The 12,401-nt window shown below is 72.7% G+C and carries 7 protein-coding genes; 3 read left to right on the top strand and 4 right to left on the bottom strand.

Features of this window, described 5'->3' with window-relative positions; all coding sequences use genetic code 11:
* Positions 1–182: 182 nt before the first annotated feature.
* Entirely contained in the window at positions 183–1,367 is a 1,185-nt protein-coding gene (locus tag POL25_RS02640; RefSeq protein ID WP_272084197.1) for an aminotransferase-like domain-containing protein, read from the bottom strand.
* 92 nt (positions 1,368–1,459) lie between these two features.
* A complete protein-coding gene (locus tag POL25_RS02635; RefSeq protein ID WP_272084196.1) occupies positions 1,460–2,839 on the bottom strand; it encodes a right-handed parallel beta-helix repeat-containing protein in 1,380 nt (459 codons plus the stop codon).
* 165 nt (positions 2,840–3,004) lie between these two features.
* On the opposite strand from POL25_RS02635, the gene POL25_RS02630 reads away from it, so the two are divergent.
* Both POL25_RS02630 and POL25_RS02625 read left to right on the top strand, forming a co-directional pair.
* Positions 3,005–4,495 (top strand): outer membrane protein assembly factor BamB family protein, encoded by a 1,491-nt coding sequence (locus tag POL25_RS02630; protein ID WP_272084195.1) that lies wholly within the window; start codon positions 3,005–3,007, stop codon positions 4,493–4,495.
* 465 nt (positions 4,496–4,960) lie between these two features.
* Positions 4,961–5,926: an MYXO-CTERM sorting domain-containing protein gene (locus tag POL25_RS02625; RefSeq protein WP_272084194.1), complete on the top strand. Its 966-nt coding sequence runs from the start codon at positions 4,961–4,963 to the stop codon at positions 5,924–5,926.
* Between the two features lie 107 nt (positions 5,927–6,033).
* On the opposite strand, the gene POL25_RS02620 is transcribed toward POL25_RS02625, so the two are convergent.
* A complete protein-coding gene (locus POL25_RS02620) occupies positions 6,034–7,191 on the bottom strand; it encodes a hypothetical protein (RefSeq protein ID WP_272084193.1) in 1,158 nt (385 codons plus the stop codon).
* 28 nt (positions 7,192–7,219) lie between these two features.
* Positions 7,220–7,876 carry a carbonic anhydrase family protein gene (locus POL25_RS02615; RefSeq protein ID WP_272084192.1) on the bottom strand — a complete coding sequence of 219 codons (657 nt, stop codon included), beginning with the start codon at positions 7,874–7,876 and terminating at the stop codon, positions 7,220–7,222.
* A 338-nt stretch (positions 7,877–8,214) separates the two neighbouring features.
* Here POL25_RS02615 and POL25_RS02610 point away from each other — a divergent pair, with 338 nt between their 5' ends.
* Positions 8,215–12,366 carry a TOMM system kinase/cyclase fusion protein gene (locus POL25_RS02610; RefSeq protein ID WP_272084191.1) on the top strand — a complete coding sequence of 1,384 codons (4,152 nt, stop codon included), beginning with the start codon at positions 8,215–8,217 and terminating at the stop codon, positions 12,364–12,366.
* The last annotated feature ends 35 nt before the right edge of the window (positions 12,367–12,401 follow it).

The raw sequence follows: 12,401 nt of genomic DNA, 5'->3' as shown, positions 1-12,401 counted from the left end.
CATGGGGCGGCGGCCGGTCAGCTCATGTCGGCGCCGTAACGGTCGAAACGACCCTCACCGGCGAGGGTCCACGAGGCCGCGTGATGGAGCGGGCGTCGTCGTCGACGGAGAAGGAGCCTGCGTCCGGTGGCGCGCCGAACAGCAGCTCTCTCATGGGCGTAGCGACGTCGTTTCGAGGGCCGCTACGAGGCGCGCAGCGAGGCGCCGAGCCGGGCCACGGCCTCGGCGATGCGCTCGGGGGTCTGATTCGAGAACGACAGGCGCAGGTGGTTGCGCGGCGCTTCGACCGGGAAGAACGCGGCGCCGGGCTCGAACGCCACGCCATCGTCGACGGCGCGGGCCAGCAGCGAATCGGCGGCCAGCTCGGCGGGCAGGGTCACCCACACCGAGAAGCCGCAGGTCGGCCGGGTCCACTGCACGCCGGCGGGCATGTGGGCCGCGAGCGACTGCAGCAGGGCGTCGCGCCGCTCGCGGTAGCGGGGCAGGCAACGGTCGACGTGGGCGTCCAGGTCATGGCGGTCGAGGTAGCTCGCCAGCGCCATCTGCCCGAGGGTGTTGGTCTGCAGATCGGCGATGCCCTTGAGCAGCATGAGCTGGGCGGTGACGGCCGCCGGCGCGACGAGCCAGCCGACCCGCAGCCCGGGCGTGAGCATCTTGGAGAAGGTGCCGACGAGGATCACGCGCTCCTCGGCGCCGGGGAAGCTGCGCAGCGGCGGGCGCGGGCCGTCGAACTGGATCCGTCCGTAGGCGTCGTCCTCGATGATGAAGGCGTCGTGCGCACGGCTGAGCTCGACGAGCTCTTCGCAGGCCCCGGCGCTCAGCGACGAGCCGCTCGGGTTGTGGCCGGCGGGCGCGAGGTACAGCAGGCTCTGGTTCTCGCCGCGCACCAGGGCGCGCACGGCCTCGAGGTCGAGCCCGTGCTCGCCGCGCGCGAGCGGGACCATGCGCGGCCGCTGCAGCCCGAACACCTCGATGGCGGCGACGTAGGTCGGGGACTCGATGCCGAGCAGGTCGCCCGGGCGCAGCAGAAGCCGCGCCAGCAGGTCGAGCGCCTGCTGGGCGCCGCTGGTGATCAGGAGCTCGTCCTGGCCGACCTCGACGCCGCGGCCGCGCAGCAGCGCCACGACCTGCTCGCGCAGCGGCCCGTAGCCCTCGCTCCACTGGTACTGCAGCGCTTCGCGGCCGTGCTCGCGCATGACCGACTCGAGCGCCTCGGCCAGAGCGGCCCGCGGGAACAGGTCGTCGGCCGGCAAACCGCCGGCCAGCGAGACGACGTGGTCTTGCGCCGCCGCCGACTTCAACAGCCGCTCGACCTCCGGCGGTTGGCGCGGCGTGATCCACTGCTGAAACGGGAACCGGACGGTCACGCCCGGTTGTTTGTGGCAGCCGCGAGCGCTGTCAAGTCGAAGCCGCGCGCCCGCGGCCGCAGAGGCGCTGCAGCGGGGGCGCGCCGCCGGGTTCACGGCATCGCGCAGCTACCGTTCGCGCACACGAACGAGACGGCGTTGTAGTACCAGCCGTAGCGGTTCCACGGGGCGGCGCCGTCGTTGATCAGCACGTCCTCCGGCAGGTCTTGATAGTTGGTGTTCTCCTCGGCGGCGCCGAAGCCGAGGTCGGAGTCGACCACGGTCAGGCCGCTGAGGCAGTTCAGGCCGCAGTCGTCGAGGAAGATCCCGCCGCCGCCCTCGTACTGGCTGGCGCCCGTGGCGTGGTTCTTCTTGATCACCGTGCCCGTGATGTCGCAGGCGCCGGCGCTGGTGCAGCCGTACGACAGCGCGAGCGCCCCGCCGGTCGCGGCCGTGTTCTCGACGAAGGTCGAATCGGTGATGTGGACGCGCCCGTAGCTGGCGATCGCGCCGCCCTCGCCGGTGGCGGTGTTGTGCTCGAACAGCGAGTCCTCGATGTAGACGTCCGGGTTCTTGCCGCCGTTGTTCGAGCCCGAGATGTGCATCGCGGCGCCGTAGGCGGCGTTGTTGTCGAAGAAGCGGCAGCCGCGGACGGTCAGGCTCTCCTGCGCGCCGTAGGTGTCGCTCATGCTGATCGCGCCGCTGGTGGGGATGTTCCAGCCGTTCGGGACCTTGGCGTTGCAGTTGGTGAAGCCGAAGCCCTCCACGATCGCATCGCCGGCGCCGAGGTTGAAGTGGAACCCGCCGCCGTCGATGATCGTCTTGTTCGCGCCGGCGCCGCGCAGGGTGACTTCGAGGGTCACCTCGATCTTGTCGCTGTAGGTGCCCGGGCAGACCTCGATCACCGAGCCGTCGCTGGCAGCGGCGAGGCCGGCGACGATCGTCGGGAAGCGCGCGGAGACGTTGGCCGAGACGGTCACGATCACGGGGTTGGCCGGGTCGTCGTCGCACTCGGCGACGAACGCGGGGACGTCGCCCGGGTCGTCGCCGGTGGTGCCGGTCGTGGTGTCGTCGCCGGTCGTGGTGGTGCCGTCGGTCGTGGTGCCGGCGGTGGTGGTGCTGTCGCTGTCGCTGACGGCGGAGGTGGTGCTCGCGTCGGTGGTGGTGCCGTCGGTGGTGGTGCCGTCGGTGGTCGTGGTGCCGTCGGTCGTGGTGGTGCCGTCGGTGGTGAGCTCGCCGGAGGTGGGGACCTCGCCGGTGCTGGTGGTCGCCGAGGCGGTGGTGTCGGTCTCGCTGGCCGTCGCGCTCTCGGTCGCCGGCGCGTCGGTGCTGCCGTTGGTCGGGGACCCCTGCGTCGAACCGTCGCTCGCGCCGTCGGTCGCGGCGCCTTCGGTCAGGGTGCCGCTGTTCGCGGTGGTCTCCGTGCCTGAGTTGCAGCCGCCGAGAGCGGCGACGAGTCCGAGCCGGAGCAGAGGTGCGAGGTGCCGTTGCATCGGCGGAATCTATCACGCGATCGGGTGCAGGTCGGCGCTACTGCGCTCCCGGGAGCGATCGTCGGATGCAAGCGCGCGGGGCCTCCTGAGGTTCGGCCCGACGCGGAACGTCACGGCGCCCTCGGTTCGATTCGCACGAGGGGCGCGTGATATGTTGGAGGCTCGATGTCGAAGCAATCGTCGGGCCTCCAATCCGTCGCCAAACTGACCTCGGCGCTGCATACCCCGCGCTACCTCGACGCCGGCGCGATCTACTGGTCGAGCGATGATTTTCGGTTCGCGGCGGCGTCGCTGGCGGGCGATCGACTGTGGGACGTCGAGGTCGAGGACGGGAGCCGGCTGGTCGGCGTCTTCGAGGGGCACCCGGTCGTCCTGACCAGCCGGCTCGACCCGCCGTACGCGCTCGCGCTGGTGTTCCTCGACCCGGCCAGCGGCCGCGAGGTCCGCCGGGTGGCCGCGCCCGAGGATGCGGCGGAGGCGGCGTATTGCGACGGGGTGTTCGGGTTCTTGACGGCCTCGGAGCGGCTCGGGGCGACCAATCGGCTGGTGCTGGCCGACGCGGCGAGCGGGAGGTTCGAGACCGTGGCGGAGGGCGGGCTCGCCACGGGGCTGACGGCGATCGCCGGCGGGTTTTTGTGCTCGCTCGATTTCCGGACGCGAGCGCATGACCGAAAGGGCAGGTTGATGTGGACGACCGACCATGTGGTGACGGCGTCGAGGTCCGCGCTGCTGGCGACCCATCTCGGCGGCAAGCTGGCGCGGCTGCGGCCGGAGGACGGGGCGCCCCTGTGGCAGTTCACGTTCAAGGGGGCGGAGGCGCGGAGCCTGGTGCAGGTCCACGCGAGCGCGGACGCGGTGGCGGTGCTCGAGCCGCGGCTCGGCGACCTGGCGCTGCTCGACCTGGCGACCGGGGCGCTGCGCTGGCGTGCCCGACGGGTGGCGTCGCAGTCGTTCGCGCCGCCGCTGGTGACGACCGACGCGGTGGTGACGCTGACGCCGAACAAGTCCGGGGGAGCGCTGGCCGCCTTCGCGCTGGCCGACGGGTCGCTCCGCGCCGAGCTGCCGAATCGCCACGGGCTGCACATGGGCGAGGGGCTGGTGGCAGGCGAGGTGTGCGTGCTCGGGCAGGCCGGCGGGACGGTGTTGCAGGTGATCCGCGTGCCGGCAGCGAGCACGGCGAAGGCGTCACCTGGGCGCGCGGAAAGGCCGTCGCACGGGGGGACGGAGGAGGCTGGCGCGGCCGTGGGGGAGACGCGAGATGGAAGCGCTGGTTCGGCGAAGAAGGCGGCGGCGAAGAAGAGAGCTGATTCGGGGGCGAGCGTTGATTCGGGGGCGAAGGCGGCGAAGGCGAGTGCGGATTCGGCGAAGACGACCAATGCGGTGAGTGCGGGTTCGGTGAAGAAATCGACGAAGAAGAACAATGCGGTGAGCGCTGATTCGGTGAAGAAATCGACGAAGAACATCGCGGCGAGCGCCGCGGCGAGAAAGACCAGCGCGTCCGCGAAGAAGAGTGTGGCGAAGAAGGCAGCGAGCGCCGCTCCGGCGAAGAAGGCGGCCAGCACCGCTCCGGCGAAGAAGGCGGCAGCGAAACAGGCGGCGGTGGCCGGCTCGACCAGGAAACCCGCGGCCAAGAAGGCGCCCGCCAAGAAGAAGTAACCCCCCCAGTCGCGCCTCGCTGTGCAGCAATGCCGCGAAGCGCGGAGCCTGCGGGCCTCCGCGCCATCAGGGGCCATGCGAACTACAGCGCCGTCGTTCGGCGAACCTCTGCGCCATCATCAGAGTCGCGGCATTCCTCGCACCGGCCTCCAGGCGCTCCAGCGGCCATGCGAACCGCTGCGCCGTCGCTCGGCGATTCGCCGAGCCGGTGACCTCTTCCACGACACCAGCGCCCTGGTGCCATGGCGCTCGCGGCGTGGGCCGTGAGCGACAGAAATGTTACGGGGCCCCGGATACAGCCGGCGTCGCGGGTTCATGGATCGTAATGTTCGCCATACGCGCGCCAGGAACACCGTATTGCAGGCTCGGGGCGGCGCGCATACGGCGTCGAGTGGGCCGGCGGACAGGCAGGTCTCCGCGCGCGCGGGCCGGGGATCGTATAGGATGCGAGGAGGAGCTTCTCCCATGCTTACATTACCGATGTCGTCGTCCCGTCCGTCTGTCCGTCCGCCTCGCGCCGTCGTCGCTCATGCGAGCGAGCGCAAGCGGCTGCGGGCCCACTTCCGCGCGGTGACGGCCGAGCTGCGCGCGCGCGATGTCTCGCGCCTCAGCGACGCGCAGCGGTCGGCGCGGGCGCGCCTCGTCGCCGAGCTCGAGCGCTACGCCGCGGCGGGGCGGTTCCCGCACAACCATGTCGTGCCCGGCCGGCGCGTGCCGGTGTTCGTCGATCGCCACGCCACGCGCTGCGCGATGGCCCACCTGATCGAGTCGACGGGCCACGCGGCCCTGGTCGCGCGGGTGGCCGCGAGCCACAACCTGGCGCGGATCCACGAGCTCGCGGGCGACGCCGAGCTGCGGCGCTGGCTCGACGATTACGGCCTCTCGGTGGCGGAGGCCGGGCGGATCCAGCCCGAATACTGCTTCGTGACCAAGGCCCAGGACTGCCTTTGCAACGGGATCGAGGACGCGAGCGGCGTGATCGAGGCGACGTTCGTCCGCGCCGGGCCCGGCGACGAGAGCACCGTCCGGGTCGACGCGGTGCACGGCGAGACGGGCCTGGCGGTCGGGGACGAGGTCTCGCTCTATATCGCCGCGCCGGGCGAGGGGAAGCTGCTGATCGCGGTGCGCGGGGAGGAGTTCGGGCTCGATCGACCGCTCGGCCTGCGCGACGACGGGACGGTCGAGCTGACTTGCGGCGACGACGTGCCGGACCTCGCCAGGGAGGACGCGATCGCGGCGCTGCTGGCGAGCGACTGCGAGGCGCACCTCGACGCGGTGGACTCGAATTGGTCGCGGTCGATCTGCCGCGGCAAAGGCTGCGACTGCGCGCTGGACGGCGAACCGGACGCGTTCGGTGCGGCGCTGCTGGCCGTGCTCGTCGGCTGGCACGCGGTCCGTCGTCGTCGCGGGGTCAAGGCGAGCCGCGACTGATGGCCGCGAGTTCCATGAGATTCGCGTGAATCCGCGGGAGTCGCGGAGCGACGCGCGCGGGCCGGTGTCGTCCTTGGGGACACCGGGCGCGCTGCGGGCTTGCGAGATCAGGCCGGCTCGTCGGCACGCTCGAGCGCGCGGGGGTACCGCTGAAACACGCCCCGCGAGGTGCGGACGTAGAGATGGTCGGCGGTGACGGCCAGGCCTGGCGCCCGGGTGGCGCCGAGGACCTGGCCGCTGCGCTGCTCGCCGGTGAGGACATGCGTGGCCGTCCACAGGCCTTCGCCCGAGTAGGCCCACTGGCGATCGGGGCTGACGGCGTAGCTGGCGGCGCGGAGGCCGACGTGGGCGATGCGGCCGCGGCGATCGAAGCGCTGGAAGTCCCAGTTCGGGGTGCCGGTCGAGACGTCGACGACGCCGTCGTCGTACGCGACCAGGGCCATGGCGTCTTCCATCTCGACGTCGAGCACGACCTCGTCGTCAGCGTCGAGGTCGACGAGGGCGAGGCGGCCGCTGCCGGCGGTGTAGGCGAGGCGCCGGCCGCTGGGCGACAGGGCCGCGCGCGGGCCCCAGTATTTGGTCGCGCCGACGGCCCAGGCGCGCACGAGGGCGCCGGCCGGGTCGACGAGGGCGAAGCCGCCGGGGTGGGGGATCAGAAGCGACCCGTCGTCGGCGCGCCCGAGGCTCAGGCACAGCGGCCGTGGTTCGCTGCGCGAGGTCTCGATGCGGTGGCGCCTTTCGACGTTTGCGCCGTCGCAGTGGAGGACGGCGAAGCGCAGCAGCTCGGGCGCCGGCGCGCGAAAGCCCTCGCTCGGCGGCGCGGTGTCCTCGTCGACAAGTGCCCACACCCCGCCGGCGCCGTCGCCGACGAGCCCGCGCACCGCCGGGTGATCGCCGAGCGCGAACGAAATCACCCGACCGTCGCGCAGGTCGACCCGCCGCAATTGACCCCAGTCGCCGAGCCAGGCGCAGTGATGCGATTCGTCGACGACGAAGCGCGAGCCCATGGTCGCGCCGACCTCGGTGTGCAGCAACAGGGCGCCGGTGGCGGCGACGGTGGCGACGAAGCCGTCGGCCAGGGCGGCGCAGAGGGCCTTGTCGAGGGTCGGGTAGGCCTTCTTGCGCGGGCGCCCGCGCGTCGGCGTGACGCTGACGGTGATCGTCGGCGTGCCGTCCGCCTTGGCCGACGCGACCAACCCGCCGGTGGCGTCCTCCTTGCGGAGGACCAGGGCGTCGAGGGTCGGGAGCCAGGGATAGGCGTTCATGTCCGCCCCCGTGTAGCAGAAAGCCGGCTCAGGCGATGAGGGCGAAGTTGCGGAGCACGTAGCGGCGCATCAGCGGCTGGACCAGGCGATCGGTCTCGGGGTCGAGCAGCAGCGGCGCCGGCCCCTTCACCTGCATGGGGTCGCGCAGCAGGGTCCACGTCACCACCTCCTCGTGCTCGCCGGTGGTCCGCGAGCCCTCGTAGCGGAAGTAGGCGCGGTCCTGCGGCAGGTAGATCGTCGGGTCGACGCGGTGCTCCTGGCGACCGCCGGCGCGGGCGTCGAAGTGACCGCGCAGCCACGGCCCGAGCGGCTGGGCCGGGCCGGCCTTGGCGGGCGCGAGCGACAGCATCACGCCGACGATCAGGTACGCCGACGGATAGGCGTCGGGGTACTCGAGGATCTCGTGCACGAGGTGCAGCTCGAGCTCGGAGATGACGCCGTCGATGCGGTGCTCGCTCGGCGCGTGGAAGTGGAGCTTGCGCAGCGGGCACTTCATGCCGTCGAACACGACGTGACAGGCGGGGCCGCCGTGGTCGAGCACGAACTCCTCGCCCGCCAGCGTGCCGGGGACCTCGGTGTATTTGAACTCGAGCGGCCGGAGCTCCGGCGCGTAATAGCTCTTCGTGGTGAGCAGCTTGATCGGCGACTGCTGGGTGAGCTGCGGGGTGACGACGGGTGCAGACATGACCGGTCCTGATAGCGCGAGGCGCCTCGGCGGCAACCCGGGGCCCGCATCGGCGCCGTGAGGCTGCAGAGGCCGCTCGCAGACCGCCCGTCGGGCGGCGCGGGCCCGGGCCGGGCGAACTCGACCGGGCGATCCGCGACCGGGAACGACGATTCGTCCGGGCGATCCGCGCATTCCTGGAATCGCGGGTGATTGATAGGACAAGCGCCGCGGCAATCGTCGATAGCGGCCGCAAGCGGCCACCGGGGGCGGTTCCGCCCCGCCGCGCCGTGCGGCCCTGGACCCCCACGCCGAACGTGCGGGCCGCGAGGCTGCACCCTCGTGTTAGAAGCGGAGCTGTGAAAGACACCCTCGCGCCGTCGGGTCTGGAAGGGACGCTGCTCGGGCAGACGGTGACGCGGTGGAGCGATCGGGCGGCGCTGCTGTCGGACGCGGAGGAGACGACGGTCCTGCACGGCGCCGGCGAGCGGCCGGGGTTCATGCCGCTGGCGAAGAAGGGCGACCGGATCGGCGGCGAGGACGGGCAGCGCTTCGAATTGCTCGAGCGGCTCGGGGCCGGCGGGATGGGTGTGGTGTATCTGGCCCGCGACACGCTGCTCGACCGCGCGGTGGCGATCAAGTTCATCCTGCAGGCGCCGACCGACGATTCGAGCCGCGAGATCGTCGATCGCTTCCGCACCGAGGCCAGGGCCAGCGCCCGCCTCAGCCACGAGAACATCGTCCGCGTGTTCGACCTCGGCAGCGCCGTCGGGGTGCCGTTTTTGGTGATGGAGTACCTCGAGGGTCGGCCGCTCGACGCGGTGCTGGCCGAGGGCCCGCTCGAGGCCCGTCGCGTGGTCCAGCTGGTGATCGACATCGTGCGCGGGCTGTCGCACGCGCACCGGGCCGACATCGTGCACCGCGACCTCAAGCCGGCCAACGTGTTCGTGACCCGCGACGGGCGGGCCAAGATCGTCGATTTCGGGCTGGCGTCGGTCGCGGCCGGGCGCGCCGATACGCAGACCTCGCCGCTGTCGGGCACGCCGCGCTACATGTCGCCCGAGCAGTGGCGCGGCGAGGACCAGGACGGGCGCACGGACCTGTGGTCGGTCGGCGTGATGCTGTTCGAGATGCTGTGCGGGCACTCGCCGTTCTGGCGCGACCACCTGTCGGAGGTGCGCGCGAACGTGCTGTCCGAGGCGGCCGCGCCGGCGCTGCGGGCGTTTCGGCCCGAGCTGCCGGCGCTGGCCGAGACGGTGGCCGCGCGCGCGCTGGCCAAGGACGTGGCGCGCCGGTTCGGCACGGCGGAGGAGCTGCTCGACGCGCTGGTCGGGCTCGAGCTGGCGCTGGCGCGGCCGGGGCGCGCGGGCGAGGAGCCGGTCGAACGCCCGCGCCGCGCCAGCGAGCGGCGCCAGGTGACGCTGCTTTCGTGCTCGCTGGTCGAGGCGCTGGCGCTGGCCGAGGTGATGGACCCCGACGCCTACGCCGACCTGCTGGATGGCTTCTTGGACATCTGCGCGACGGTGGCCCGCCAGCTCGAGGGCACGATGGTGGCGGCCCACGGCGGGCACGCGCTGGTGTGCTTCGGCTGGCCGGCGGCCCACGAGGACGACGCCGAGCGGGCGCTGCGGGCCGGGTTCCTGGTCGTCGATTCGGTGCGCGGGCTGGCCAGCGCCGGCGGGGCGACCCTGGCGGCGCGCATCGGCATCTGCAGCGGCTCGGTGGTCGCCGACAAGCGCGAGCACGAGGCGGCGCCGCGGCTGCTCGGCGAGCTGCCGCACGTCGCAACCTGGCTCGAAGGACAGGCCGCGCCGCACGAGATCCTGCTGAGCGGCCGGGCCCGCGCGCTGGTCCGCGGGACCATCGAGGTCGAGGCCCGCGGCGAGCGCCGGCCGCCGGGCGGGGGCCGCACGATCGAGGTGCTGCGGGCGCTGCGGCCGAGTCGCACGGTCAGCCGGTTCGACCGCGCGGGCGGCGAGCTGACGCCGCTGGTCGGGCGCGAGGCCGAGGTCGACGCGCTGCGCGGGCTGTGGGCCCAGGTCCGCGAGGGCCGCGGGCAGTTCGTGTTGCTGTCGGGCGAGGCGGGGCTCGGCAAGTCGCGGCTGGTGCAGACGCTGCGCGCGTACACGGCCGGCGAGGCCCACCAGCGGCTGGTGTGCCAGTGCTGGCCGCACTTCCGCAACAGCGCCCTGCACCCGCTGCTCGAGGCGACGATGCGGGCGATGGACATCGAGCCGGAGGCGACGGCGAGCGATCGGCTGGCGCGGGTGGAGGCGGCGCTGGCCGACCTGCGCGTGCCGCTGGCCGAGCATGTGCCGCTGTTCGCGGCGGTCCTGGCGATCCCGCTGGACGGGCGCTACGCGGCGCCGCAGCTGTCGCCCGACCTGCTGAAGAACCGGGTGCAGGAGGCGCTGATCCGCACGGTGCTGGCATTGGCCGCGCAGCGACCGACGCTGCTGGTGGTCGAGGACCTGCACTGGAGCGACCAGAGCACGCTCGAGCTGCTCGAGCTGCTGGTCGCGCGCATGACCGAGGCGCCGTTGATGGTGGTGGCGACTTCGCGGCCGGAGTTCGCGCCCAACTGGCCGGCGCGGCCGCACCTGCACCGCCTCGCGCTGCGCCGGCTGTCGCCGCATCAGACGGCGGCGATGGTGGCGCTGGCGGCCCGCGGCCAGGCGCTGCCAGAAGAGCTGGTCGCGCAATTGGTGGCCCGCGCCGACGGCATCCCGCTGTTCGTCGAGGAGGTCACGCAGACGGCGGCGGAGGTGTGGCAGCGCGAGGGCCAGGCTTCGGCGGTGCGGCGGGCCAGCTCGGCGCTGGCGGCCATCCCGGCGACGCTGCAGGAGCTGCTGCTGGCCCGCCTCGATCGCCTGCAGGAGGCCGGCCGCGAGGTGGCGCAGCTCGGCGCGGTGCTCGGGCGCGATTTCCCGTACGCGCTGCTGCGCCACGCGTCGGACCGCGACGAGGAGACGCTGCGCACCGGGCTCATGCAATTGGTGGAGGCCGGCATCGTGCGCGTCGAGGGCAGCGAGCAGGCGGCCCGCTACGTGTTCCGCCACGCGCTGGTGCAGGAGGCGGCGCTCAGCTCGCTGCTGCGGCCGCGCCGGCAGTACCTGCACGGGCAGGCGACGCGGGCGATCCTCGGCCAGTTCCCCGAACTCGCCGAGCTGCAGCCCGAGCTGCTGGCGCACCACTTCGTCGAGGCCGGCGATCACGAGCGCGCGATCGAGTGGCTCGAGAAGGCCGGACAAAAGGCGGTGCAGCGCTCGGCCAACACCGACGCGGTGTCCCATTACGCACAGGCGATCGCGCTGCTGCGGGCGCGGCCCGAGGGCGACCCGCGCGACCGCAAGGAGCTGGCGCTGCAATTGGCCCTCGGCGCGCCGCTGATGGCGACCCGCGGCTACGCGGCGCCCGAGGTCCACGACACCTACGCGCGCGCGCGCGAGCTGTGCCGCCGCGCCGGCGACGACGCCCAGCTGTTCCCGTCGGTGCTGGGCCTGTGGCAGTTCTACATGGTCGGCGGCGCGGCCGAGATCTCGGCCAACCTCGGGCGGCAATTGGTCGCGCAGGCCGAGACGACCGACAACCGCACGATGCTGATGCTGGCCTACCGCGCGCTCGGGACCAGCCAGATGCTGCTCGGCGAGATCGCCGGCTGCCGCGAGCTGACCGAGAAGGGCCTGGCGCTGTACGACATCCGCGAGCACGGCAAGCTGGCGCTGCGCTACGGCCAGGACCCCGGGGTGACCAATGGGCTGTACCTGGCGTGGGTGCTGTGGTTCCTCGGTCATCCCGATCAGGCGGTGGCACGCGCCCGCGAGGCGCTGCGGCTGGCGCAGGAGATCGAGCACCCGCTGAGCATCGCGTTCGCGATGAACTACCTGGCGACGCTCCACAACTACCGCGGCGAGTTCGCCACGGCCCGCGACCTGGCCGACCGGGCCGAGAAGGTGGCGACCGAACACAAGCTGCAGCTATGGCTGGCGATGTGCCAGATCCAGCGCGGCTGGTCGCAGCTCGGGAGCGGCGAGCGCGAGGCCGGGGCGAGCGAGCTGGCCGAGGGCGTGGCCGGGTGGACGCGCACGGGCGCCAAGGCGGGCATCTCGTTCTTCCAGGCGGCCGCGATCTGGGGCCTGTGGCGCGCGGGTCGCCACGACGAGGCGATGCGCAAGGTCGACGAGGTCGAGGAGTTCATGCGCCGCTCGGGCGAGCGCTTCTTCGAGGCCGAGGTGCTGCGCCTGCGCGGCGAGCTGCTGCTGTCGACCGGGATGACGTCGGGCACGCGCACGGCCGAGGACTGCTTCCGCCGCGGCCTCGAGGTGGCCCGCCGCCAGCAAGCGCGCGCGTGGGAGCTGCGCCTGGCGCTGAGCCAGGCCCGCCTGCTGGTCCTGCGCGGCAGCCCGGGCGAGGCCCGCGAGCTGGTGGCCGGGGCCTACGAGTGGTTTAAAGAAGGGCTGGAGACGGCCGACCTGCGCGAGGCCCGGGCGCTGCTGGGGCAGCTCGGGTGAGGTGTCTCAAGGGGCATGTCTGAGAGGGCATGCCC

Origin of the sequence: Nannocystis bainbridge, assembly GCF_028368995.1 — a bacterium.
In the GTDB taxonomy this organism is placed as follows: domain Bacteria; phylum Myxococcota_A; class Polyangia; order Nannocystales; family Nannocystaceae; genus Nannocystis; species Nannocystis bainbridge.
The sequence above is the reverse complement of the archived record's forward strand: the minus strand, read 5'-3'. Positions and strand labels throughout refer to the sequence as shown.

Bases quoted from the DNA above. Each gene is read 5' to 3' on its own strand.
- POL25_RS02635 (WP_272084196.1), bottom strand. From the start codon at position 2,839: ATGCAACGGCACCTCGCACCTCTGCTCCGGCTCGGACTCGTCGCCGCT.
- POL25_RS02630 (WP_272084195.1), top strand. From the start codon at position 3,005: ATGTCGAAGCAATCGTCGGGCCTCCAATCCGTCGCCAAACTGACCTCG.
- POL25_RS02625 (WP_272084194.1), top strand. From the start codon at position 4,961: ATGCTTACATTACCGATGTCGTCGTCCCGTCCGTCTGTCCGTCCGCCT.
- POL25_RS02620 (WP_272084193.1), bottom strand. From the start codon at position 7,191: ATGAACGCCTATCCCTGGCTCCCGACCCTCGACGCCCTGGTCCTCCGC.
- POL25_RS02615 (WP_272084192.1), bottom strand. From the start codon at position 7,876: ATGTCTGCACCCGTCGTCACCCCGCAGCTCACCCAGCAGTCGCCGATC.